A 26,075-nucleotide genomic window follows, 5' to 3' on the forward strand; every position below is an offset into this window, starting at 1 on the left:
AAGAGCCGTCGAAGGTTCACAGAACTTCGACCGGTTCGGTCTCTGCCCCAAAATTCACGAGTTGATTGCTTGTTGCGATCGGTTCCAGATCGGGGAGCATGCCGAACTAATTCACGGGCTCGTTTACGCGACAAGTCTTTTATCGATTCAGCTCTGGTGATAGATCATCACAGCGTTTGGGTCGTCCAACGGGTAGGAATGTTCAGCGACTAACGCTGGTTCATCTTCCGGGAAGTGAAAGCAGCGTCGCGATCTGTGTTTCGTCACCTCGGTACGTACCGAAGTGTCCGTTCGCCACGCCATCCTTCCAACCCATCCTCGCTCCTGACCGACCGGTTTCGTGACTCGGTTGTGGGAGTGCCATTGCGCAATCGGTACGTCCATAGCGTGCCCAACCCCCCTACTCTGAGAATTTACTGTTGTCTGAAAACGAACAATCCGGTGGCCCCACCCTGCTCAACCAATCCGAGCTCGCCAACGAGATTTCGATGGAGCCCACCCCCGCTACCAACGACGCTCTACTCGCATGCTACGCGCAGGACGTCAGCGTCGAATGCCTGGCGACGACCGCCACAGCCGAAGTCGAAATGATCTGCCCCACGCCTCCCGCGGACGTCGTGGAATTGTATAGCGAGGAACTCGTCAGCTCGGAACAAGCACAGATCGAGCCAGAACCGGTTGCAGCCCAACCCACCGAAACGCTCGCGGCCACTGAGCAAGTATCCATCGAACCATTGCCCGCCAAAGAACCTGTTGCCGAGCAGGAACCGGTCGCCGAGCAAGAACCGGTCGCCGAGTTGGATCCGGTCGCCGCGAAGGAAATTGTTTCCGAGCAGGAACCCGTCGCCGAGCAGGAACCGGTTGCCAAGCAGGAGCCCGTCGCCAAGCAGGAGCCCGTCGCCGAGCAGGAGCCCGTCGCCGAGCAGGAACCCGTCGCCGAACTGGAACCCGCCGCCAAACAGGAACCTGTCACCGAGCAACAACCGGTTGCGAAGAAGAAACCTGCTGCCAAACCGCAACCCGCCGTCGAGCAGGAACCGGTTGCCGAGCAGGAAGCTGCCGTTGAGGCCCCGCCGGAGCCAGAAGCCGATCCTGGGTTTGCTGCTTTCCCGCTTCGCCGCGAGGTTCTGCAGGCCATTGTGAAGTCTGGATACGTCACACCGACGGCAATTCAAGCGGAGATCATTCCCCATATGCTTGACGGCCGCGACGTGCTGGCACAGTCGCAAACGGGGACGGGCAAGACGGCTGCGTTTGCGTTGCCGATTCTGACGACGATCGATGTCAAGAAATTCCATCCGCAGGTGTTGGTGTTGGCGCCGACGCGGGAACTCGCCATCCAGGTCGCGAAATCATTTTCGACTTACGGAGCAAGCGTTCCCGGCTTCGCCGTCGCTGCGATCTACGGCGGCCAGGACTACGAACCGCAACTCAAGCAACTTCGCCGCGGCGTGCAAGTTGTGGTCGGCACCCCCGGACGCGTGATCGATCATGTTAATCGTGGGACGCTTGATCTGAGCAAGCTCGATTGCCTCGTTCTCGACGAGGCCGACGAGATGCTCAACATGGGGTTCCTCGAGGACGTTCAATTCGTGCTCGAAAAGACCCCACCGACGCGCCAGGTCGCCTTGTTCTCGGCAACGTTGCCAGGACCGATTCGCGATATCGCTGACGAATATCTGCGTGATCCCGCCCGAATCACGATCAAGAAGAAGACCGCGACCGCAGAGTCCATTCGCCAACGGGCCCTGTTTGTTTCACCACGAGACAAAATCGATGTCTTGGTTCGCCTGCTCGAAGTGGAAGAAACCGATGGTGTGATCGTGTTTACCAAAACGAAAGACGCAACGATCAGTGTCGCCGAAGGCCTCTGCCGGGAAGGCCTGTCGGCCGTCGCCCTCAATGGTGACATGCCGCAAAAGGTTCGCGAACGCACGATCAGCCAACTGAAGAACGGCAAGCTCGACATCCTCGTCGCCACCGATGTGGCTGCTCGTGGGCTCGATGTGCCGCGAATCAGTCACGTGTTCAATTTCGATCTTCCCCACGACAGCGAATCGTACATTCACCGCGTGGGCCGCACGGGGCGTGCCGGCCGCGATGGCGAAGCGATCATCTTCCTGACCAATGCCCAGCGAAACAAGCTGCGTCAAATCGAGCGAGCGACCAAGCAACCGATTGAAGTCGTCGGCATCCCAACGGCGAAAGACATCAACGCGATGCGGATCAAACGATTCGGTCAGCAGATCACGGACGTCGCCGCTGACAAGGACCTGAGTCACTTCAAAGAATTGATCGCCAGCTTTGCCGAAGAATCCGGCAAGCCGCTCGATATGATTGCCGCCGCCCTCGCGGAGATTTCCCTGCAAGGGCGTCCGTTCTTGATGAAAGATCGGCCGGTAACAGCACGCTCGTCCCAGCGTGATGATCACTTCGATCGGGGCGATAACTCTGGTCGCGGCGATCGACAAGGTGGATTCCAGGACCGCGGCGGCAAAGCACCTCGCCAACTCGGCCCACCACGCGAAGGAATGGTCCGCTATCGTATCGACGTCGGTTGGCAAGACGGTGTGAAGCCGGGCAACATTGTCGGTGCAGTCGCTAACGAAGCCGGCATCGAAGGCCAGTACATTGGTCCGATCAACATCCGTGACGAGTTCTCGACGATCGATCTGCCCGAAGGCATGCCTTCGGATATCTACCAGAAACTTCGCAAGACCTGGGTTTCCGGCAAGCGATTGAATTTGGAAGTGTCGCGTGACACCGACAACGACGGTGGTTCACGGGGTGGTTATTCCCAGGGTGGCGGACAAGGACGGTTCCAGCCCAAGCATGCCAAAGGTGGAGGCGGTTCGCATCACGGCAAACGCACGTTCGCCGGCAAAGGCAAAAAGAACAAACGCAACGCCTAATCGTCACCCGGTTCGGCCGGCGACCAGCACCGTCGCTCGGGACCATTGTCCCGAGCGAGTCGTTCAGTGATGGTTCTCTGAAACGCCGCCGCAGGCCGCGCGTCGGATGAGCCCACAAAAAAACCACCCTGCTGTTATGAGCAGGGTGGTTTCATCTGTTCTTGAAGAGCCCAGCCGCTTTCGCTGCCGGCTCATTGCGTTGGTGACTACTTCTGTTGCTGTTGCAAGCCGGGACGAACTCGTTTGTTGATGTCCGTTTCAAGCACGCCGAAGACCGATTCGTGACGGGCCACTGACATTTGCAGGGCAGCCAGCAATCGTTTGGCGGTAAAGAAGTTGACGATGATCCGTTGCTTGACTTGGATGGGATCCTTCGGCACACCAATCGGTTGAGGATTCAGACCGAAGTCGATGATCAATTCTTCAGGCGATCCGGTAACCCGGCAAAAGTTTGCGTAGGTCGCCAAGGCGTCGTGGTCGTCGACTTGAACCTGTGCCACTTGTTGTGGAGGCGTTTGGGCCTTCGCTGCTGGCGAAGTCGGTTCCACATTTGCGGTCGCGGTTGCCGCTACGTTTTCTTCCGATTCGGTGGTGTTGTCGTCTGCCATCTAAAATTCTCCAAAAGGTGAGAAGGGAAAGGTAATCTGAGTGACGCGTTATATCTTTTCTTAAAGATCCTCTGAGCTCGCAGCGCGCCGGCGGTTCAGGTGGGACCTGTGAACCAATTCGAAAATCAGTTCATGTTTGTGGCGGATCTTGTTGAAGATCCAATTTATTTACTATGCGGATCTTGCAGAAGATCCGGATCAATGAAGTATTGCACCGTACTAACGATCCGATGCAAAAGTAATCGTCCAGGTTCCTTAAAAATCAAAGTTAAATGTCTTGATAATTACGCGCCATAATCGTTGGCCGAGTGACATCGGGTCGACGTGCACCTTGGCCGCGCCGCGGTATCCAGGACGGAGCAACATGTCGGCGGAATCCAGCGGCACGCGGGCTTGATACGACACGCTGCGGGGCCGGACTTGACCCGTCTTCGGATCGATCTCGGTTTGCAAGTCGCCACCGGTTTGACTGGACATTGACGTGCTCGCCGCATCCATGGGTTTCTTGGATATCTCTTCAATGTTGCCATAAAAGGTTTGTAAACGCAGAGAATCGAGCTTCATGTCGACCGACTGACCTTTACGGACGAGCTGGCGATCGCCCTGATCGATAATCAATGCAGCTTCGAACCCGTCGGGGGCACCGATCTCACAGATCATGTCGTCCGCCGTCAACAGCGCGCCACGATTTTCTACTTGTAGCGGGGTGCCGGTCCAGCCAGGCAATCGCCCATCGCCCGGATCATTGGTGGGGCGTTCGGGCGGCGGCAAGACAAAACCACCTTGCTTGGCCCTGACCGTCAAGCGATCAACTTCTTCTTGCGTCTTTGCTTTGAGCGAACGGATCGACTGCAGCATTTCTTCCTGCGTGTCAATCTGAGCGACGACGGCGGGCTCTTCTTGTGCTCGCAACTTCAGATTCTGGAGTTGGACTGAGGCGAATTTTTCCTCACCATTCAAGTCCGCCAAGCGAATTTTCAGTTCCGGGTCATCGAGGACAGCAATCGCTTCGCCTTGCGACACGCGAGTGCCGACGGGGACCGTCTCGACAATGCGCCCGACGGTGCCGGCATACACCGCCCCCGCGCGACTGGGGCGAATCTCGAAAGCGGCGTCAATGTGGTGGGGCAGCGGGATGTAACACACCGCAGCAACGACCACGCCAGCAACAGCCAGCGACGTCAGGAGTGGGCCACGTTTCACTTTTGCGAGTCTCCCAGGAGTACGGATGAATTTCCAAGTTTGAATCATCGGCTGGGCAACCAATCCCGAAAATCCGATCACGGCGAGAATTCGTCCGAGGGCCTGCAAACCATATGGCTCGAGCACCTGCATCACGAACCATACAATCGAAAATACAACAACCCAGCGATAAATCACGCTGGCGACGGTGAACATACCGAACAAAAATCGATTCCGCTGCGGCAAGAACGGATCATCCTGCAATTCCAGGCCGAGACAGGTTTCTTGGAACCACCGCTTGAGTACTTCGGTGGCCTTTTGACGCAGGTTGGGAATCTCCAAGTAATCCATCAGGATGTAATATCCATCGAATCGCAGGAGCGGATTCCCGTTCACGAGCACGGTGCTGACCACGTTAAGAAACATCATGTTCAAACAAAGGTCGTTGATCGTGGTCCCGGATTCACTGAAGAACCACACATAGGCCGCGATCGACGCCAAAATCATTTCAACATAAATGCCGCCTGCACCAATCCAAATCCGTTTCCATTTGTTCGGCAACATCCACGAGTCGGAAACATTGCAGTACAGGCAGGGCGTGAACACAAGCAGCATGAAACCGATCTCGTGGCACTCGCCACCAAACTTTTTGCAGCTCAAGCCGTGCCCAAACTCGTGAATCACTTTCACGATCGCCATTGTGGCCGCCAAGATGATCCAGCGATCCGCGGCGAAGAATTGGTGGAATGTGGGAAGTTTCGCGTAGACCGTTTGATACTGCGTCGCCAGCAACAACGCTGCCGACAGTAGGAAACAGGCAAAAAAGATCAATGCGGGAATCGTGAAGATCCATCCCGCGATCGGTAGCAGCCGATTGAGTATTTTTTCGGGGTCGATGCCTCGAAATCGCACAGCAAACACATTCGACATTTTGCCGAGCAGTTCTTTGTTCTTCTTTGTCCGCCCGCGTTCACGTAGCGATTTTCCTTGCCCGGGCGAGTTGCTGATCACCAATCCGCTGCGGTGCAACATCCCAATGAACTGTTGCAAATCGCCAAACGTGATTTTTTGTGGCGCGAATCGCTGTTCAAATCCATCCTTGATCTGCTGCAGGCTGACGTGCCCATCGAGCATATTCAGGATGAAGTACTCTTCGTCGTGAAAACGGAAGTACTGCAACCCGACGGGCTCTTTCATCACCCAGAATCCCTGCCCCTGGTAGTGGTGCCGACTCGCGGTCAAGTCAGGACGTCGGCGCACCGTCAGTGCACGTGACGAACTGCTTACCAGTGATTCAGCCAGGGTGGCCATGGGGCGAACAAGGGAGTGTGAGAGAGGGGAGGCGGAGAGCGAGTAGTGGGTCTTCTTGCTGATTCCGCAGCAGGCGGATCTTTCGCAAGATCCTCAGCCGCAGGGCCGAAGTTTCAGTTCTGGCAAAGCAATGTCAACAAATGGCTAGTTGGTCTCAGCGAAGATGATTTCGGCATTCATCCCGGGCTTCATAATCCAGGCGCCACTGCCATCCTTCTGATTGTCGATGTCGACCCAGATCCGTACGCGATGACTCAGATCCAGTTCGCTACCGACGAAACCGATTTGTCCTTCGACCACGGTCGGTGTCTCCTGGTTATTGGATGTAAAGACTCGAACGGTAACGGGCAAACCGGCTCGTACCCGGCCCGGGAACGCCAGCGCGTCGACGACGCCCTCGACGCGAATCCGGTCGAGTTGCACGAGGGTCGCAATGGGAGATCCCCCCTGTACCCATTCGCCCTGCTGAGCAATGCGATTCTCGATGTAGCCGTCGAAGGGCGCGAATACCCGTCTGCGTTTCTCTTCATACTCGGCAATTTCGCGTTCGTTCCGCTTACCAATGTACTGGGCCATGGCGATCTTCTTCTGCATTTCCGCCAGATCAATCTTCAATCCACCACGGACCGCCTCGAGCATTTTTTTCTTGACCTCATAATATGAGATCGCTTGTTTCTCATACAGTTTTTTATGTGACTCCGCTTCTGCTTCGGCAAGTTCCAACGTATTCCTCGCATCTTGCACATTGACGTCGTTGTCAGCATTGAGCATCGCCTCTTTTTCCTGGGCTTGCTTCAGCGCGACGGTCAGCTTGGCCGCAGTGTCGTCGATCACTGCGAGCACGTCACCGGCGACGACATCCATGCCCTCCTCGACATTCATCTCAATCAGCTTGCCTTCCACCTCCGCTGGGATGTTGACGTTGCGGATGAACTTGACTGAGCAACGATCCGCCACGACCTGCTTCCCTGGTACGGTCGAACGCGGAGGACGCTGAGCAGTGGCCGATGTGCACGTCAGCGATGCAGCCATTGCGACGACGAGCACGGTCAGAATTCGATTTCGTAGGTTGGGCGGGTTCATAAGTAACGGGGGTCCGCGAAACGCGTTTGAATTTTAAGGAAGAGGTGATCGACGGTGTGAGGCGTGGTTAGAAAATGAATTTCGCAAACCACTCGTAGACTTCATGCAGAAGCACAAAACCACTCGCCCGACGGCCGACATTGACGTCCGCGGTCAGCTTGGTACCGGGGCTCGGGGAAAGTTTCTGCAGTTCTTCTTGGTTGGGGTAAATCCGCATTTTGATGATCGAGCCGTGCTCCTCACTGGCTTCGGCACGCAGTGAAATATTGTCAACCGGCAATGTTCCGGAGAGCGGTTGGTCGGGGTCTGATGCTAAAATGTAGGTAACCTTGAGCTCCTTGGCTCCCGTTGCATGAATGAACTCGTCCAAATGGCCCTCTCGCTTCTCGGGCATCTCAATTTCGAGATACATTGGCTTGTCTAAGTCAGCGATCTCCATCAAGACTTGGCCGGTCGTGATGGGCCGGTTCAGCAATAGCTTCTCGACTTCCCACGAAACGACGCGTCCGTCGATCGGCGAGCGCACGATCAAGTCATCTGCACGCTTGTTTTTGAGTGCGAGTTTGGCGTTTTGGGCCTCGAGCTTCGTTTCGAGTTCGATTTCCTCGCCCTCGAGCGCCCGTCTTTCAGCCCGCTTTAAGGAGTCCCGCTGATTCAATTGGCCGCGTACACGCTGCATCTCCGCCATCGTCGTGTAGATCTGGCCTTCGAGCTCAGTGATTTCGACCTCGATATCCGGATTGATCATCCGCACCAGAGGCTGCCCCTCGGTGACCAGCGAATTATGATCGACAAGCACCTCGCGGACCTCACCATCAATCCCCGCGAAGATCTCGCGACGGGCTTCCGGTTTGAGCGTCCCATCCGCTTCCAAATCAAAATCGAGCGGGATGAATATGCCAGCGACAATCAAACCCAAAATCAACGCCAAAATGCCCAGCGTTTTCGGCAACGTGCGTGCTCGCAGGACCCATGTCGCGCGGCCGAGTGTCCGCCATACCGGCATCAGGAAGAGGTTCGTATGAGCTTGTGAATTCGCAATCGCACGCGTGCCGTGCTCGTAGACCAAGTCGCAGCGTGTCCGGAAAACGTCGGGCGGCAAATCCGTTTCAATTTGCTCGACAATCAGCGCACCAATCACCTCGCCGCGGTGCGCGTCGTCACGATCGACCTCGCCCGCCGCACCTGTCTCCTTTTCATGGCCCAGTTTGCGTTGCGGTGCCCGCAGTGGTAACACCGCGAGATTGCGGCCGTACGACAAATCGACATAGTCCTCGAGTGCTTCCTCGATTTGAGGCGGCAAATCTTCCGTCGACCCGTCGTGCCATAGCGGCTCACCGGCGGCGACCACGCGAGTCGCCAAAACATTGAGCGCTGAAACAATATTCGATCGGTTTTCAATCGTGTCCTGCCCACTGATCGCCTCGACCGTACACTTCCGGCCCTTCTTGATCGCGACGCTGACGCGGTCGCAACCGATCAGTCGGCGACCCTCGTTGGCAACGATGTAGGCGGTCTCCTTTAAATCGAGCGATTCATGAGCGGCCCGAGCAAACGAGTCCGCTTGCTGCCACAAGGTCTGGCGATCGCCGAGTTTGATCAACTTTTGACTGCGTAGCCACTCGGCAGCGAGTTCGCACATCTGCTGCAGAAACCGCATGTATCCTTTTTGCGTCTCGGGAGCAGTGTCGGGACGCTGGAAAATCTCGATCACGCCGTCTTTGTGCCCGTCGTGCTGGAGAGCACCGAGCACCAAGAGATATCGCGTTGGGTTGCCTTCGGCGTCCCCATCCGTCGTGCCGCTATAGGGCGGTACTAAAACCGATTGCCCCGCATTGGCCGCTCGCTGGACCAATCGCATGTGGCGTGTCGCGTCATCGCTGTTCTCCGCCAAAATCGACGGTTCCGCATTGATTTGATACTGCAGACGCAGATGTCGGTCCTCGTCGAGCAACCACACCGCGCCACCAGCCGCCGCTAACGCGGTGATGATCCGGGAGAGCAGCTCAGGGTAAAACTCCGACGCCGTCGAGCCACTCTTGGCGAGCGCGGCGATTTCGTTGACCAAACCGCGGATCTGTGCCTTGGTTTCTTCGACCGATTGTTGATTGACCGACATAGGGCTGGTGATCTGGAGCGAATGAGGACGCGGGGAAACAAATTTTCTGCGTGAAAGGCAGACGTTAGTGAAAAGTACCTTGTTCTCGCCACAGGAAGTTTTTTTATTCGCGGGACTAGACGAGTTATACATTTCGTATAACTTGATGTCTAGTCACTTCGGACGATTTCTTGCTACTTACTTACCTCCCTGCTCCGCCTGCCGACTCCTTGATCGCATGGATTCCGTCTTGAACGCACCGCTGGAACATCTTGCCGCGCTCGCCCGGGCGACCGCTGAGGAGCCGACAGGCTCGTCGGAGGCGCCCAATACCCTCGTTCCCGCCGCGGAGGTGCTCGGGTTACTGCAGCAGGAGGTCAATCGGATCCAGCGATTGATGCGGCTCACCCTGCAGGGAAAGCTGCAGGATCTCGTGGGCCGCTCGCTGGGGTCAATCGAACACAATCGCGCGTTGGCGGGAGCGGTTCAGGCGATGTTGGACCAGCACGGATTTCGCATCCGCTGTCACCAGTGCGGCCATCCCGCGATTCTCCGCGTCAGTCCCCGCAAGGGAGTCCCCGCGGGGGCATTCGTGTTTGACCATACCGTCAATGGCCGGCGAACCTTCCATGGCGGCACCGCCACCGTGCCGCCCATTCACCTGCTCGCCAAACCCGGGCGGAAGATCAAGGCGTAGATGAATCGAGAGGGCGATGGGAAGTATTTTGTGTTGCCACCGTCGCTGAGCCGGGTAGCATCGTGCGATAGCGATCCACGCTCTGGCGAGCGTCGCTACGTAGGCGGCCCACAAATGGGGCTGAACACAGTGTGAACATTATTCGGACGCTGGTGTTTCACTGCAGCGTTTGATGTGGTTGAGCACGCGGCGATGAATGGCGTGAATCGTCGGGGCCGCCCAGGCTTGCCAGTACAACCGGGGACGGACGTCGATATCATACCAAGTCGTGCCCACCAGACGGGTTCGGTTGTCGGGCAAAGGCTCGAGCAGGAACTGGCCGCGTCGACTAACAAATCCCTCATCCAAATGCGGTGGGTGTAAACCCGAGAAGGGGGTCCATTCCTGCATCGGTTGTGGTTGCTCGGCGACGTCGAACGCGAGACGCCCGCCTTCGCGGCCGGGCGAGGGAGGCTCCCAGGCGGTGATGGGTTCAACAAACGGGCCCGTTGTGAATTCACAGTAGCGACACGCGCCCACACCTACGCCATCGATCCGGGCGCGGATCGGTGCCGCGATCCCTGCGCGAAAGAACCATGCGGGCGTCTCGGTGATCTCGGGGAACGCGATGACCTGGTCCCACACTCGCTCGGGCGGCGCATTGATCACCACCGCCGTATCGACGCGGTGCAAGGCTCGGTCGTTGTCGAGCGGTTCGAGCAGCAGGGCCAGCGGCAACAGCAGCATCGTAGCGATCATGCCGCGTCGTTCGTCGTTGGCTCGCAGTTTGGCAACCGAGATGGCGCGACCAGCGATCCCGCCGAAAAAACTCAGCGGCCATAGCAAGGGGAACGCCATGAAGAGACAGATGGCACCATCGAGACCCACGCACAGCATGGCGACGAACGAAATGATGTTCATCACTGCGATCAGCCCGAACAAACTGCCCCAGCCATATCGCCATTTTCGATTGTAAACCGCACCCGAAATCGCGCCCGCAACAATCGGCGTCGTAAAGAACAGGACAAAACCATACTCGCGAAATACCCACACACTGATCAAACCCACCACGACTTGCACCGCACACCCTGTCGCAATCGCCGCCATCGCGGCGGACAACGCGTCGGGCTGGGCGAGCCGCTGGAATTCAAGAGAACCGCTGTCGGTATCCCGGCCCCCGGGTGGCGCGAACGCCGTGGCAACCTCGCGGACCTCCTGATCGGCAATGGCCTCCAGCTCTCGGTTGCGAGTGGGGACGATGGACAATAACGCCATGAAAATCAAATTGACCAGTGGAACCAGCATCGACAGACCCCACCAGGGGCTCCATCCCGCATCGGCAGCACGACGAACGCTCATCGATACAGCGATCGCAACGAAGGGCAGCGTGAACAGCAACCAACCCACTGCCGCACCGGGATACTCATCCACCATTGCGGCCTTGCTGTTGAGCCACGGGTTCAAAAAATCGACCGGTGAGAAAAATCGCCCCGTCAACATCACGAATGCGGACAGTTCGATTAGATATTTGAGCAGGGCCAGCCCAAAGCCAAGCACGACGTACTCTTGGCGAGAGACCGGACCATCAATGCAAAACCATCGGGTGAAGTGAAAGAGAGCGGAATCATCCTTGCCGGACGTATCAATGACGGTTTCATCCATCGTTACCATGCTTTGCAAAATTTCCGGTAGGATGGGACCATTGTCCCGTCCGAGCTCAACTCAACTCAACTCGCTCGCTCGGGACAATGGTCCCAAGCTACGAAGTGACTCCCCAAACTGTCGACCGCAGACGTAGCCCGGCCCATAACCGTTGGTGCTTCCAAATTGCGAGTTGCTCGACCTCTACCTCAGTCGTTGGAACGCTCGAGCGTCAACAGCAAACGTCCATCACCCGGCTGGGTTTCCAGGTCTCGCGGCGCCGGCTTGCCCGGCGGCAGTGACAGGCAGAGCGTCAGGAATCCGTTTTCAAGAGAGAGGAGACCATTGACCGGCACCTTGGCCTCTGGCGTAAACGACGACATCACGAACCCCATGGGAGTCGTTTGGACGTCCATGGAATAGTCCACTCGCGTCGTTTGATTCTCGATCGAAAAGGACACGTTCCCGCCATCGAACTGGAACTCGCTGATTGGGTTCACCGCAACGTCTTCGCCACTGACCTGCGTGCTCACGACCGTCCATGAACCCGCGAGCTCCTGCCGCATTTGAAACCCACGATCGTCACGCTCTTCCTGCGTCAATTCACGAACTTCAAAAAAATCAAATTGAGCCTCGATCTCATCGGCGACCGACGGACCATTGGTCGCCACGATGCCAAGCCACTTGGGGCTGCCGTTTCCCCACACCGCTTCACCCGCAGAATCAAATTTCTTTCCGTCGGTGCTGTAGGTCCGCTCATAGACGTTGCCTCGTTTGATCAGACGGATCCAGATGCGATCGGCGGGCTTGATTTTTGGATCCGTGTCGAGCAGACGAAACGCATTGATCTCACGCATGTATTTGAAACCGATCTGAGACCCGTTCGACTCGACGTCGCATTTCAAATAGTTGTCATCATCGTCGTAGACCAATAAACCAGCCTGTTGGTATTTCATGGTCGGAGCGAATGCCTCAACGCACACGGTCATGACGAAATCGGCATCGTTCTCGGCCGGGTTCGCGACCAGGTAAAGGTTCTTGGTCAGCGGCGTTTGACGGCCCCGGGCGGCCCCGCCAATCGCCCCGAGCTGAGTCGTCAACGTCAGTTTCCCGGGATGGCTGGTCAGTGACACGTGACTGGGGTCGGGACGCACCGGTTGCCAGTCCACCTCGGCCTGGCCATCGAAATCATCCAACAACAGGCTTTCGGGGGTGTCGCCCAAAGCGGGTATGGGAAAGCTGCTCACACCGAACAGCACAGCCAAGGACACCAGTGATCGAAAGTACGAATTCTCAACAGCCATGCGTAACACCGTCGTCACGAAGGAATGGTTTAAGGAACAATTCATCGTGCCGCCGATCGAGGGCGCCAAGACGCGTACGCGACCGGGCTTGGCGACGCAGCCCGATGCCTACCTGCTCTCGCCGCGCGGCACTCGGCTCACGATGGCGACACAAATGTTGATAGCCCGCCCATCAGTGTACCCTGATCCCCACGGCGCCGTTACGATCTGTGAGAAAGGAATGCCTTCGGCCACGCCCCTTCATGCTCCACGATTTGCTTGATTTGCAAAGAAAATATCCTCATCCGAGGGAAGGGTGCGCGGCAGTACAGTGGAAGGCTTTTTGAAGGCGTCGCTCCAGTATCCAATCTGTCTGCAAAGAAGCGTCCCTGGCGAGCGAATGTTCGGCAGGGACTGGCTACACCATTGGCGTACCATCGACCGGGGTATCCCTTGCCAAGCCCGCACCTCTGCAGAGCTTCGCTCCGTTTTCCCCGGCAGGCCCTGTCGAATTTCCCGGCAAGCGGCCTAGCGCTGTCCATCCAATCCCACAAATAACTCATGGGATACTTGAGACAGTACTCCAAAACCTCCGGCGCACGCTTCTGTCGGATGATCCAAACGTTTTCCCCGGTGAGATAAACGCACGGGGAGGCTAGCGGACGAGCACGCTAACTCAAAATCCCCCGCACCACATGGGCCGGTTCGACCCCGGTGAGCTTGAAGTCGAGTCCTTGGAACTTGTAGGTGAATTTCTCGTGATCGATACCGAGCATGTGCAGCATCGTGGCATGGAAGTCTCGGACGTGAACCCGATCCTCCACCGCGTTGTAGCCAAACTCATCGGTCGCCCCGTGACTGGTTCCCCCGCGTACGCCACCGCCAGCCAGCCACATCGAATAGCCTTTGATGTGATGGTCGCGGCCACTGCCCTGGGCCATCGGGGTCCGTCCAAACTCACCGCCCCACACGACGAGCGTGTCTTTGAGCATGTCGCGTTGTTTCAAGTCGGTCAGCAGTGCCGCGGTGGCTTGATCAACCAACTTCGCGGTGTTCGCGGTTCCTGCCTTGACGCCGCCATGGTGGTCCCAGCCGCGGTGATAGAGCTGGATAAATCGCACCCCTCGCTCGGCCAGGCGGCGAGCCAATAAGCAGTTGCTGGCGAAACTACCATCGCCGGGGCGACATCCATACATGTCCACGACGTGTTGCGGTTCGGCGGACATATCCGTCAATTCGGGTACCGACGCCTGCATCCGAAATGCCATTTCGTAGCCGCTGATGCGAGTCGCGATTTCCGGGTCATCGAGCGTGCCATTGCGGATACGGTTGATCCGGGAAATCGCATCAATGACTTCCTTCTGTTGTTGGCGTGATACGCCTGCAGGGTTCCCGACATAGTTGACAGGATTCCCGCTGGCGTGCATCTGGACTCCCTGAAACCGGCTCGGCAAGAACCCAGAGTGCCACTGCCGTGAACTAATGGGTTGCGCCTGGCCACCGCCCACGCTCGTCAGAACGATGTAGCCGGGGAGGTCTTGCGTTTCTGCGCCGAGGCCATACAGAACCCATGACCCCATCGACGGACGGCCGCTGATTGCGGTGCCGGTGTTGAAGAACGTGTGTGCGGGATCATGATTGATCTGCTCGGTGTACATCGACTTGATGACGCATAGATCATCCGCATGTCGGGCCGTGTGCGGGAGGATGTCGGAAATCTCCAGACCACTGTCGCCGTATTTTGCAAAACCATGTTGCGGGCCCATGACCTTGAGCGTTTGACCCTGCAGCTGAGCGATCTGTTGGCCTTGGGTGATCGATTCCGGCATCGGCTGACCATCCAGTCGGGCGAGCTCGGGCTTGTAGTCGAATGTTTCCAAATGACTCGGCCCGCCCGCCATGCACAAATGGATCACTCGTTTCACGCGAGCAGGTTCCCCCGCAGAATCGACAGAAGCTCCTTGTGCGACAGCCGACTCGAGCAACGACCCCAGCGCCAAACCACCGATCCCGGTCTGTCGGAGAAAAGTGCGGCGAGCGAGTTGACGAGAAATTTCGCTGGGTGAATCGCTAGATGGTTGATTGAAGCGTGACATAGTCTTGCAGCCTCACGAGGGAAGCCGACCTAATAACGGGTGATGGTTTCGTGCAGATTTAGAATCACGCGAGCGATGCTGGTCCATGCGGCGAGCTCAACAACGTCGAGTTCGTCGGCCGGCGGCGTGATTCCCGTCGCGACCAATTGGCTGGCGTCTTCACGCTGCGCCGCGTAGGAGATTTGTTGGTGGGCGAACACCTCTTTTAATTCCGCAGCGATCTCTACTTCCGGCGTGCGGGACAACACCTGGCGATACGCCCATTCAATTCGCTCGTCCGCGGTCGCTCCTCCCTCTCGCATGATCCGCTCTGCGAAGACGCGGGCGGCTTCCACAAATGTGGGATCGTTGAGCAGCGTGAGAGCTTGCAAGGGGGTATTGGATCGCGATCTCGCAGCCGTGCATTCCTCCCGACTCGGTGCGTCGAAGGCTTTCAGCATCGGATGCAGGAACGTTCGCTGCCAGTGCGTGTAAACACCGCGTCGGAATTGATTCGCGTCCGTGTCGGCCGCGTAGGTACGCGAGGGAAAGTTCAGCTGGGCGTAGTAACCTTGCGGTTGATACGGTTTCACACTCCGGCCGCCGACCTGCTCGACCAGCAGACCGCTCACGGCGAGCGCGTTGTCGCGGACCATCTCCGCTTCGATTCGGAAACGACCTTGTCTCGCAAACAGCTCGTTATACGGGTCACTCGCTCGGAGTGCGTCGGTGGGACGGGACGATTGCTGGTACGCCGAACTGCTCACGATCGTACGCATCAGGTGCTTGACGTCCCAGCCCGATTCGACGAATTCAACTGCCAACCAATCCAATAAATCTGGGTATGACGGAAAGGTACCCTGGCCACCGAGATCGTCGACGCTGGCACAGAGGCCTCGTCCAAACATCAGATACCACATGCGATTGGCAAACGTTCGTGCCGTCAATGGATTGTCGCTGCGACACAACCAATCGGCGAGGTCCAGGCGAGTCGCCCGACTTGAACCTGTTTCGAGCGTGCCAAGAAACGCGGGGATCGCCGGTTCGACAATCTCACCAGAATCATCCATCCAATTGCCACGTGGCAAAACGCGAATCGAACGCGGCGTGACGGCTTTGCTGACCATCACCGTGGTAGCGGACTGCTCGACGGATTGCCGAGCGGCTTGTTCCGCGGCGATCCGCCGGTCGAGCTCTTGCATCAACTCGGAATCTTTCACGTAATACTCGGTCAGTTTTTGAGCCTGCTCATTGCTGCGTTGGTCGACCGATATCTTCAGTATGTCGACGATGTCGGTGGGCATTGAGTCCGATTCGATCCACGCGGTGTGATCCCAGTAAGCCAATCCAGCGAACTGGGTCCAGGCTTGGCCCACGACCGTGCTTCCGGGCTTCAATCCGACATCTGCGGCGCGGACCTCCAGCCGAATCCATTGGCCCGTCTGGGGGAGATCGCCAGCACGAAAGTAGCCAGCCCAACTTTTCTCTCGCTTGCCATAGACAATCGCGTCGGAGCCCCACACGGCGCGGTGATCCCACGAACCATCGTTGAACTGCAGCATGACAGCTTGAGGTGGATTGTCTGGATCGAGATAGACCCAGGTATAGAAACGCGTGTTGTCGGTGATCGCGATCGTATGGGTCGCCCCCAGCACAACGTGCTGGACCAAACCGTCGGAGGATTGTCGCCGGGATTGACTGCCACTGTACACCGGGCCTTGATCGCGACCGACAAATTCCCACGCCTCCGTACTTTGACCGCCCGTGTCTTGTGCATCTTCGATCCAGATCGTATCGACGTCTTGGACCAGGTCGTGCCGCTCAAGTGCTGCCGTTTCCCAGTCGGGTTGCACCGCGACCAGTTGCTCACGCAGTTCCGAACGCTCGTCCCGGAGGCTCGCGAGTGTTTGATCGATCTGATCGAGTTGGTTTTGCTCCGCCACACTGAACACAGGCATCTGCGGCGGCCTTTGGCGGGCACCGTAAACACCACGCTCCTCCAGATCGGCGAAGAATGCACCGAGTGAGTAAAAATCTTTGGCGGTGTAGGGATCGTACTTGTGGTCGTGGCACTGCGCGCAGCCGACCGTTGCGCCCATGAACACCTGCGATACATTGCGGACGCGATCGGCAAAATAGATCGCCAGGTATTCCTTGGCTTGGGCACCGCCTTCTTCGGTTGTCTGATTGAGCCGGTTGTAGCCGGACGCGATCAGTTGCTCCGGTGTTGGCTCCGGCAACAAATCGCCCGCCAACTGCTCTCGGACAAATTGATCGAACGGCATGTTGGAGTTGAATGCATTGATGACATAGTCACGGTAGGGCGACTGCGACGCATCTTGATCACCGTGGTAGCCCACCGTATCGGCATAGCGAACGAGGTCGAGCCAGTAGATCGCCATTCGCTCACCGAAACGTGGTGACTCGATCAAGCGATCGACAAGATCGCGATAGGCCGTGTCGGATCGATCTTGGACGAAGGCGTCGACTTCATCCGTTGTCGGTGCGATCCCTGTCAGGTCCAGTGCGAGGCGCCGGATCAGCGTCACCCGATCCGCGGGCGTTGCCGGATCCATGTCCTCACTTTCGAGGCGGGCGGCGATGAAGCGATCAATTTCGTTGCTGCCCCAATTACTATCCGGCGTCGACGGGACCGCCGGACGATGAATCGCGGTGTACGCCCAGTGCGGTTCGTATGGAGCCCCCTCGGTGATCCAACGCTTGAGCAATTCCTGTTCTTCATCCGACAGCGGTTTATGGGTATGCGGTGGAGGCATCACCGTATGGTCATCGAGTGAGAAGATTCGCTCAATCAATAAACTATCGCCAGGGTCTTCGGGCGTGATCGCGCCACTGTCGATGGCCTCGTCAGCCGTGTCCAAACGCACGCCTCCGGCGACGCTCTCGGCATCCGGACCATGACACGCAAAACACTTGTCGCTCAGGATCGGTCGGATATCCCGATTGAATCGCACCGATCGCTCGGCGGCGCACGCCAGTTGCGTGAATCCGATCGGAGCAACGCAAAGAGATAGAAAGACGAGGGTAAGGCTGAGGCGGGAGGTCATGCGTAGGATTCTACGGGCGGGGGCGAATCAGAACACGTCATGTCATCGACTATTAGACCAAAATCTCAAACACCGCGTGGCTATTGCACGGCGCTCACATTAGTGAGTCAATTCTCTCGTCAGTTTCGCCAACTTCGCAAGCGTTTTGGGGCTGACGTGGTGCTCGATTCCCTCCGCGTCATGAGCCGCCGTGGCGGCGTCGACACCGATCGCCAGCAGAAAGTCCTGGACAATCTGGTGCCGCTTGCGAGACTGGACAGCCAGCCGTTTCCCCTTCGCCGTCAGCCGGATAGGACGATAGGGTTCTGTCTCGAGCAGTCCCTCACCAACGAGTCGCGACACAATTCGAGTCACCGTGACGTGGCTGACCCCGAAGAAAGCGGCCAGATCAACGACTCGGCATTCGTTCTTATGAGACAGAATATCATCAACCGCTTCGACGTAATCCTCGGCCTTCTCGCTGGAGTGATCCCGGCGAGTGCGTTCGTGCGACTGGGGACCAGGGAGTTGCCGTGTTTTTTTGTTGCTGGTGCTCATACGGGCGCGATCCGAAGGTTCTGAAGACGACGGGTGTCATTTCGGCCCGCAGCGAGAACCGCAATGTACCGGACGCAGACAATTGCGTAAACGCGAAACGCACGGCATGCCTGCGCGAGTGGATTGGTACCGGGCAGACGCCGCGATGCCCACGAGCCGATTTCGCTGCTGCGCAACCGTTTCGTCAAGCACCCCGGATCGCCGCCTCTGCCACGATAGCTCCGCATTCCAATCAGATAAGGGAACGAGCGGAAAATGGCTGTCTGATATTGTGGCCGAACGCTCCGCGGTCGACCATGCCGACCGCGGAGCGTTCGGCCACCTATTACTTGCACCAAACCATCTGATTCGACTCGCGACCAGTGCACTGATTTCTTCAGCGATCGCGGGACGGTGTCGTCGCCATCGCCATCGCCCGTCGCCATCGCCCGTCGCCATCGCCGTCGCCATCGACGCTCCGCGGATGTGGACAGCGGTGAAAATGGGGCCTTGGCCCTGGACACCAAGTGTAGCACAGGCTACTATCGATCCAGTTTCAGTCGGTGTTCTGTGAAGTCGCGGGCTACCGTTTTGCTGAGTATCCGTGTTATTGCGGCCCCTCGAGGAGTCCATTGTCCGATGCAGCGTCATCTTTCCATCTTTACGGCATTGATGCTGGCGGCACTCGTGGCTGGCTGTCATCGTTCCAATAACTCAGCGACAACGTCGCAATCCGGTACCCAGTCCCTGACGGTGGATCCCGACAAGCCCATCGCCGTCGCGGCAACAGTCGGGATGGTGGGCGACTTGGTGCGAAGCGTGGGTGGCGACCGCGTCGACGTGACGCAGATCATGGGTGCTGGCGTCGACCCACACCTCTACAAGGCTACTCGTGACGACGTGCAGACGATGATGGATGCCGACGTGATCTTTTACTCGGGGCTGATGCTCGAAGGCAAGATGACGGACACGCTGATCAAGATGGCTCGCGGCAAGCCCGTTATCGGGATCACCGAAGCGCTCGACGAAGACATGCTGTTGGAGCCTGCAGACCTTGCGGGGCACTACGATCCTCACGTGTGGATGGACGTCGCGGCGTGGTCAAAATGCGTCGACGTGATTGCGGACGAGTTGTCGGCGATCGATCCGCCCTCGGAAGCGGATTACCGCGAGCGGGCGATGCTACTCGGGGGGCAGTTAGCGGAACTGAACGAGTATGGCAAACGTGTGATCGCGACGATCCCAGCGGACAGTCGTGTGTTGGTGACCTCACACGATGCATTCAACTACTTCGGTCGTGCCTATGGACTGGAGGTGATGGGGGTCCAGGGCATCTCGACCGAATCCGAAGCCGGATTGCAGCGAATCAACGAGTTGGTCGACCTATTGGTTGACAAGAAAGTGAAGTCGGTTTTTGTCGAGAGTAGTGTGTCACGGAAAAACATCGACTCCCTCGTCGAGGGTGCTAGGTCGCGGGGTCATGAAGTCAAAGTGGGTGACCAAGAATTGTTTAGCGATGCGATGGGCAGGCCCGAGACGTATGAAGGGACTTACATTGGTATGCTTGACCACAATATCACGCTCGTCGCCCGCGGTTTGGGCGGCGAAGCTCCCGAGAATGGCTTTCAAGGCAAACTCAATCAATGAGCCACGCAACGCAAAAAACCACCTCATCCATAGGCGATACCTCGATTGCCCTGTCGGTAGATGACTTGACGGTCGCCTACCATCGAAAGCCGGTGATTTGGGACGTGGCGCTCGATTTGCCTGCGGGATCACTGATCGGAATCGTCGGTCCCAATGGTGCCGGCAAGAGCACCTTGCTCAAGGCGATCATGAATTTGGTGCCGCGTGCGTCCGGTCGCGTCAAAGTCTTCGGAGAATCGTATCGCGTCAATCGTCACAGGGTGGGGTATGTGCCCCAGCGTGAAAGCGTTGATTGGGACTTTCCTGTCGATGCGCTCGATGTGGTGACGATGGGTTTATACAGCAGAATCGGATGGTGCCTGCCCGTCCGCAAGAAGCATCGCGAAGCCGGCATGGAAGCACTCCGCCGGGTCGGCATCGCGGATCTTGCTCATCGTCAAATCAGCCAGTTATCGGGCGGCCAGCAGCAGCGCACGTTCTTGGCCCGGGCGTTGGTGCAAGACGCGGATCTTTATTTGATGGACGAACCGTTCGCGGCCGTCGATGCGTCGACGGAAAAGGCAATTGTTGAGTTGTTGCGGGAATTGAAGACACGCGGCAAAACGGTTGTTGTGATTCACCATGATTTGCAGTCGGTGCCGGAGTATTTCGATTACGCCGTATTATTGAATATGCGGGTGGTCGCTCATGGTCCGATCGAGACCGTGTTCACATCGGAGAATCTACAGAAAACGTATGGTGGCCGTCTGACGCTGCTCGACGAGGTCGGCGAGGCGATGCGCCGCCGGGAGCGGTCGCTGTGAATCGCAGAGATAGCTTAGGACCGAGCGGAAAATTACTGTCTGAAATTGTGGTCGAACGCTCCGCGGTCGAAGGCTCCGTGGTCGAACGCTCCGCGGTCGAACAACCCGTGGTCGAACAATCCGACCGCGGAGCGTTCGGCCACTTTGTTTCCGCTCGTTTCTTAGTCGCCCCGCTCCCTCGCGATTCGCGCGTCAAGCAGAATTTGGGTCTGGTGTCGGGCAAGGTTTCCCCGACTCCACGCTCCGATGACGAGATAGGCCGCAGGTTGAAACTCGATATGCCCAATGGAATGGGCCCTTGCGGACGATTCATTCGCCGATGTCCAGGCCGCTTGCCCGGGCTAGGCAGACGACTGAGCCTGCCGCCCTCATCTCTGGTCATGGCAACATGGGTCTTTCTGTTGGTGGCGTTGATTCCTTCAATCGCGACCGCCGCGTCATCGACCAGCTCCATTACCGATCGGAGTGTGAATTGGCCGAGCGCGTCGCAGTGGCAGCGGGTGCTGTTCTTGGAAGATTACAACACCCGCGTGGTCTTGTTCGGCGTTGCGGTGTTGGGGGCGGCTGGCGGATTGGTCGGTAGTTTTACTCTGCTGCGAAAGCGTGCGCTGCTCGCCGATGCTCTCTCGCACGCCAGTTGGCCGGGAATTTGCCTGGCGTTTGTCATTGCCAGCGGGTTGGGATGGAACGCCAAGTCCCTGCCCATCCTGCTGCTCGGTGCGACCGTTACCGGATCGCTGGGTGTGGGGGTCGTGCTGTTGGTGCGATCGAAAACGCGATTGAAGGAAGACGCGGCCCTCGGCATTGCGCTGAGCGTGTTCTTCGGTGCCGGAATGGGATTGTTGGGTGTGGTGCAGCAGATGGATACTGGCCGTGCGGCAGGGTTGGAGGGGTTTATCTACGGTAAGACCGCTTCGATGAACTGGAACGATGCACAGCTGATCACGGTCGCGTCCTTCATTGCGATTTTCAGCTGCCTGTTGTTGTTTAAAGAGTTCAAGCTGCTGTGTTTCGATGAAACTTTTGCAGGCTCGCGGGGAATGCCCGTTCTGGCGTTGGATCTCGCTTTGATGTCATTGGTTGTGCTGGTGACGATCGTCGGTCTCCAAGCGGTCGGGTTGATCTTGGTGGTTGCATTGTTCGTGATCCCTGCGGCGTCGGCTCGCTTCTGGACTGAAAAGATGTGGGTTGTGGCGTGGTTGTCGGCGGTACTCGGCGGTGTCGGTGGCGTGGTCGGCGGGGCGGCCAGTGCGTTATTCCCACGGCTGCCCTCCGGCGCGATGATCGTGCTCGCTTCGACGGCAATATTTGTCTTCAGCATGTTCTTCGGTTCAGCACGAGGAGTGACGATCCGCTGGCTAAGGCGTGCCAGCGTGAACCGTCGCGTTCGGAATCACCACCTGCTGCGTGGCCTGTTTGAACTGCTGGAGCTGGACGAGCCAGGTTCGCTCAAGGGGCGAGCGGGAGCGATGCCAGCCTCGGTGTCGTTGGACCAATTGCTCGCAATCCGGAGCTGGTCTCGTAGCCAATTGCGGCGGACGATCTCGGCGGCCCAGCGAGACGGGTTGGTCAGTCGCCACGAAGATCAGGTCGGATTGACGCTCGCGGGCGTCGCACAGGCGGCCCGTTTGACGCGTGAGCACCGATTGTGGGAGCTGTATTTGATCACTCATGCCGATACGGCCCCGAGCCGTGTTGACCGGGATGCCGATCGCATCGAACACGTGCTGGAACCGGAACTGATCGATGAACTCGAACGACTGCTCGAGCAGCAGCCTGTCGAGATTCCTGTCCCACCGAATCCGCACGCGGCATTGCCGGAAGGAACGCAGCCATGACTTGGAATTGGCAGTTGGATGGTTGGATCATTGCGGCAGGCATGTTATGCGCAGTGGCGTCATCCTTGGTGGGCAATTTTTTGGTGCTCCGTCGCTTGAGCATGCTGGGCGATGCGGTCTCACACGCGATTTTGCCAGGCTTGGCCGTCGCATTTTTCATCAGTAACAGCCGCAGCAGTTTGCCGATGTTTTTTGGCGCCGTGATTGTGGGTGTTTTAACGGCCCTCTTTACCGAATGGATTCGCGGAATCGGCAAGGTCGACGAGGGGGCCTCCATGGGAGTGGTGTTCACATCACTCTTCGCGGCGGGGCTGATCATGATCGTGCAAGCGGCCGACAAGGTCGACTTGGACGCCGGTTGCGTGCTCTACGGCGCGATTGAGATGACACCTCTGGATACCGTAACGCTGTTTGCGAGCAGCGATGAAGCCCCTGTCGACTTTCATTCCGGGAAGCTCGATCCCAACGCATCTTTCGCAGCGCGGAAGGCGACCATGGGCAATTCCGGTTTCCAAGGCATTACGATTCCACGAGCCGTCTTGGTATTGGGATCGGTCACGTTGATCAACCTGCTCTTTGTGACTGTGTTTTTCAAGGAGCTCAAGCTAAGTTCGTTCGACCCCGCACTGGCGACATCAATGGGGTTTTCTTCTGCGATCATGCACTACGCGCTGATGGTATTGGTGGCCGTCACCGCCGTGGCTAGCTTCGAGAGCGTCGGGAATGTTCTGGTTGTGGCGATGTTCATTGTCCCACCAGCGACCGCCTACCTGCTCACCGATCGTCTTGGGCTGATGATTGTTCTGTCGACGATCATCGGTGCCGTCGGTGCCGCCACCGGACACATTGCTGCGGTGGTTGTACCGACCTGGTTCGGTTACCGCAGCACGACGACTGCCGGCATGATGGCGGTGATGGTCGGCGTGCTGTTCGCAATCGCCCTCTTGTTCGCACCGCGTCACGGCATTGTTGTGAAATTTGTGCGGCGACAGTTATTGTCGCTGAGCATCTTGTCGGACGATATCGTTGCGTTGCTGTACCGGTACCAGGAACGCGAACATGAAAACCAGGGGACGCATGGATTCGGATCACTGACGAGCTCTCAACAAATTGCCAGCGAATTGTTTGCATCACGCTTCGCCGTTGCGATTGCGATCTCGCGACTCAAGCGTCAGGGGCAACTTCGCCGCGTCGACGAGGGCTGTGAACTCACCGCCGCAGGCACTCAGCACGCCCGCGGTTTGATTCGCTCGCACCGTTTGTGGGAGCAATACCTCGTCACGGAAGTCGACATGGATGCGTCGCGAATTCATGACAAAGCCGAGCGGTTTGAGCATTTTACGGATGCTCCGATGCAGCGGGATTTAGCTCTGCAAACCGATCATCCCGCGGTCGATCCGCACGGTCGCGAAATCCCTCGGGATCCGAACGCCGCGCAGTGACCAAGAGCCGCCAACGACGACCTCGCGCGGAAGACGATCCGCTAGCGTTCGAGCAATGGTGGCTTGAGGGCTTCCACGTCGGAGAGCTCAATCGCTCGCATGGACGAAAACCTCGGTCGTCCCACCAGCGACCTTCATGGCCGCTCGCTCGTTAGCGGCCGCTAATCTCGGTGGCATGGATCTCAGGGTTAGCACGGCACCTGCGGCACACAACTCGGAGGAAGACTACTGATCGAATGAAAAAATCTGCTTCCAATCATTCTGCATGCTGATCACGGTCCAACCATTTTTCGTCGCCTCGTCGTACAGTTTCTGGGTGAAGGTGCCGACCTTCGTATCCGACAAACCTTGGGCTGGCCCGTAGGCATACTCTCGCACCGGATCATCGTGCAGCACGAGCATCGAGAGTCTCGCGCCACTGCCTGCTGCGGTATATTCAAGCATTTGCTGATCGCCGGTGGAATTGCCAACCGCCATCATCGGACGACGACCGATCATCAAATGAATCCCCTCGGGCTTGCCAGCGTCATTATTGTTGAGCAGGAGATCCGGAACCTTCGCGAGGAACGGCTTGCCCTCTTTGTCATAGCCGTATTTGGTACCCAGTGCCGATCCGACAACCTGCTCAGGCGGGATGCCATAGACCTGCTCGGAGTACTGCCTGACGAAGTCCTGGCCGCCACCGGTCACGATGTAGGTCCGGTAACCATTGTCGCGGAGATATTTCAACACTTCTTGCATCGGGAGATAGGTCAGTTCCGTGTACGGCTTCTTCCATCGCGAATCCTTTGCGGTGGCGAGCCACTGCTTGACTTCAGCGTGAAACGTGTCCACGGGCATCCCCGTAAGGGTCGCCACGGCAATCGTTTCGATGTCGTGCAGGGTTAATTTCTCCATCGCGGCGTGATCACCATGGAGCAACTCCAGCACCGTGCTGAATGGTGCGACTTTGGCCAATTCTGGCTTCGCTTTGACGAGCGTGGGGACACGTTCCAGGCAATACATCACTTGGCAATACATCGGGTGTTCGACCCACAGTGTGCCGTCTTGGTCGAAGGTGGCGATACGTTGTTGCTGCGGCACGAAGTCCAGGGAGTCCGCTTGGGTAGTCTTTGCGACAAACTCAAGGATGGCTTGTTTGCTAGGTCCATCGTTCCATGAAGGAAGTGGGTCTTGAGCTCGGACGTTTGAAGTAAGTCCGGCGATCGTGATCGCTAGCATCGCGGTGGCACTGCGGATAAGGTTCATGGTCAGTTCTCGTTCGGTATTGATTACGTGGTAGTGATGTTGCGGACCGCAGCCGAACTGGAATGCGATCCGCGAAGGTCATCATCAAATGTGTTTCGTGATGGGGTGTCCGCGACGGTGCGCTCCTTGATGGATTTGACTTCCTTGGCATCGGGGATGCCCCTCTTTGAGCAGGTCCGTACGGAAGAGGTTCCAGCCGGTAACGAAGGCCGCCCACCGGCGGCGCAGCTCGTTGGCCATGCCCGTTCGTAAACCGTGCTCCTTCGTTGTCGATGCGGTCAATCAGACGGGTTTTATAGCCCATCGTGCCGGAGTTGTAACAGCTCGGGTGGTTCCCTCCGCCACCGTCGCCAGACGTTGCCCCTCCGCAAGCTCCCGTAGCCACCGTCGCCAGACGGTGGTGACTACGCTCTGGCGAGCGTAGGGAACCTCCGTCTTTCTTCACGCGACGCCTCTCGGCATTCGGCTCACGATTGCCAGTCGAACGTCCATTCAATCAACAGCCTGCTAGTTTAGGCCCGGGGCCATCGCGACGCGGAACGCGACGGATGCCATCCAGGGGAAACGGCATCGAGATCGGTTTTTCGCCATGGCTTCGAACGATCCAATGCTACGATTTTTGCGACTTGCGTGCGTCAATTCGC

17 protein-coding genes are annotated in these 26,075 nt (G+C 57.7%); 7 read left to right on the forward strand and 10 right to left on the reverse strand.

Annotated elements, in window-relative coordinates; genetic code table 11:
* Positions 1 to 419: 419 nt before the first annotated feature.
* Positions 420 to 2,912, forward strand: coding sequence for a DEAD/DEAH box helicase (locus SH410x_RS12965; RefSeq protein ID WP_473676899.1), 2,493 nt, complete (start codon positions 420 to 422; stop codon positions 2,910 to 2,912).
* A gap of 206 nt (positions 2,913 to 3,118) precedes the next feature.
* Here the strand turns inward: SH410x_RS12965 and SH410x_RS12970 are convergent, their stop codons facing one another.
* The 4 genes from SH410x_RS12970 to SH410x_RS12985 form a co-directional block, all read right to left on the reverse strand.
* Entirely contained in the window at positions 3,119 to 3,520 is a 402-nt protein-coding gene (locus SH410x_RS12970; protein ID WP_473676900.1) for a DUF3467 domain-containing protein, read from the reverse strand.
* 255 nt (positions 3,521 to 3,775) lie between these two features.
* A complete protein-coding gene (locus tag SH410x_RS12975) occupies positions 3,776 to 6,013 on the reverse strand; it encodes a hemolysin D (protein ID WP_473676901.1) in 2,238 nt (745 codons plus the stop codon).
* A gap of 144 nt (positions 6,014 to 6,157) precedes the next feature.
* Positions 6,158 to 7,096, reverse strand: coding sequence for an HlyD family secretion protein (locus SH410x_RS12980; RefSeq protein WP_473676902.1), 939 nt, complete (start codon positions 7,094 to 7,096; stop codon positions 6,158 to 6,160).
* Positions 7,097 to 7,163: 67 nt separating this feature from the next.
* Positions 7,164 to 9,215: an efflux RND transporter periplasmic adaptor subunit gene (locus SH410x_RS12985; RefSeq protein ID WP_473676903.1), complete on the reverse strand. Its 2,052-nt coding sequence runs from the start codon at positions 9,213 to 9,215 to the stop codon at positions 7,164 to 7,166.
* 217 nt (positions 9,216 to 9,432) lie between these two features.
* On the opposite strand from SH410x_RS12985, the gene SH410x_RS12990 reads away from it, so the two are divergent.
* Positions 9,433 to 9,891: a hypothetical protein gene (locus SH410x_RS12990; RefSeq protein WP_473676904.1), complete on the forward strand. Its 459-nt coding sequence runs from the start codon at positions 9,433 to 9,435 to the stop codon at positions 9,889 to 9,891.
* A gap of 138 nt (positions 9,892 to 10,029) precedes the next feature.
* Here the strand turns inward: SH410x_RS12990 and SH410x_RS12995 are convergent, their stop codons facing one another.
* Entirely contained in the window at positions 10,030 to 11,532 is a 1,503-nt protein-coding gene (locus SH410x_RS12995) for a DUF805 domain-containing protein (protein ID WP_473676905.1), read from the reverse strand.
* A 188-nt stretch (positions 11,533 to 11,720) separates the two neighbouring features.
* Positions 11,721 to 12,815 (reverse strand): DUF1349 domain-containing protein, encoded by a 1,095-nt coding sequence (locus SH410x_RS13000; RefSeq protein WP_473676906.1) that lies wholly within the window; start codon positions 12,813 to 12,815, stop codon positions 11,721 to 11,723.
* Between SH410x_RS13000 and SH410x_RS13005 the strand changes: the two genes are divergently transcribed.
* The gene (locus SH410x_RS13005) at positions 12,814 to 13,077 is read left to right on the forward strand and encodes a hypothetical protein (RefSeq protein WP_473676907.1); all 264 of its coding nucleotides are present in this window, start codon (positions 12,814 to 12,816) and stop codon (positions 13,075 to 13,077) included. The genes SH410x_RS13000 and SH410x_RS13005 overlap by 2 nt on opposite strands.
* A gap of 388 nt (positions 13,078 to 13,465) precedes the next feature.
* On the opposite strand, the gene SH410x_RS13010 is transcribed toward SH410x_RS13005, so the two are convergent.
* The 3 genes from SH410x_RS13010 to mntR all read right to left on the reverse strand — a co-directional run bounded on the left by SH410x_RS13010 (position 13,466) and on the right by mntR (position 18,474).
* Positions 13,466 to 14,890, reverse strand: coding sequence for a DUF1501 domain-containing protein (locus SH410x_RS13010; protein WP_473676908.1), 1,425 nt, complete (start codon positions 14,888 to 14,890; stop codon positions 13,466 to 13,468).
* Between the two features lie 29 nt (positions 14,891 to 14,919).
* Complete coding sequence (locus SH410x_RS13015) at positions 14,920 to 17,937, reverse strand: PSD1 and planctomycete cytochrome C domain-containing protein (RefSeq protein WP_473676909.1); 3,018 nt, start codon at positions 17,935 to 17,937, stop codon at positions 14,920 to 14,922.
* Between the two features lie 99 nt (positions 17,938 to 18,036).
* On the reverse strand, positions 18,037 to 18,474 hold the full coding sequence (gene mntR, locus SH410x_RS13020; RefSeq protein ID WP_473676910.1) for a manganese-binding transcriptional regulator MntR: 438 nt from the start codon (positions 18,472 to 18,474) through the stop codon (positions 18,037 to 18,039).
* 618 nt (positions 18,475 to 19,092) lie between these two features.
* Between mntR and SH410x_RS13025 the strand changes: the two genes are divergently transcribed.
* Genes SH410x_RS13025 through SH410x_RS13040 form a run of 4 tightly spaced genes read left to right on the forward strand, consistent with a single transcriptional unit; the run spans position 19,093 to position 24,183 of the window.
* Positions 19,093 to 20,100: a metal ABC transporter solute-binding protein, Zn/Mn family gene (locus SH410x_RS13025; RefSeq protein ID WP_473676911.1), complete on the forward strand. Its 1,008-nt coding sequence runs from the start codon at positions 19,093 to 19,095 to the stop codon at positions 20,098 to 20,100.
* Complete coding sequence (locus tag SH410x_RS13030; protein WP_473676912.1) at positions 20,097 to 20,903, forward strand: metal ABC transporter ATP-binding protein; 807 nt, start codon at positions 20,097 to 20,099, stop codon at positions 20,901 to 20,903. The genes SH410x_RS13025 and SH410x_RS13030 overlap by 4 nt, the downstream gene beginning before the upstream one ends.
* On the forward strand, positions 20,900 to 22,741 hold the full coding sequence (locus SH410x_RS13035; protein ID WP_473676913.1) for a metal ABC transporter permease: 1,842 nt from the start codon (positions 20,900 to 20,902) through the stop codon (positions 22,739 to 22,741). Before SH410x_RS13030 ends, SH410x_RS13035 begins: the two co-directional genes overlap by 4 nt.
* Positions 22,738 to 24,183 (forward strand): metal ABC transporter permease, encoded by a 1,446-nt coding sequence (locus SH410x_RS13040; protein WP_473676914.1) that lies wholly within the window; start codon positions 22,738 to 22,740, stop codon positions 24,181 to 24,183. The genes SH410x_RS13035 and SH410x_RS13040 overlap by 4 nt, the downstream gene beginning before the upstream one ends.
* Positions 24,184 to 24,408: 225 nt before the next feature.
* Here SH410x_RS13040 and SH410x_RS13045 read toward each other — a convergent pair whose 3' ends face one another.
* Positions 24,409 to 25,431: an HAD family hydrolase gene (locus SH410x_RS13045; RefSeq protein WP_473676915.1), complete on the reverse strand. Its 1,023-nt coding sequence runs from the start codon at positions 25,429 to 25,431 to the stop codon at positions 24,409 to 24,411.
* Positions 25,432 to 26,075 lie beyond the last annotated feature (644 nt).

The organism is Rhodopirellula sp. SH410 (genome assembly GCF_055811895.1).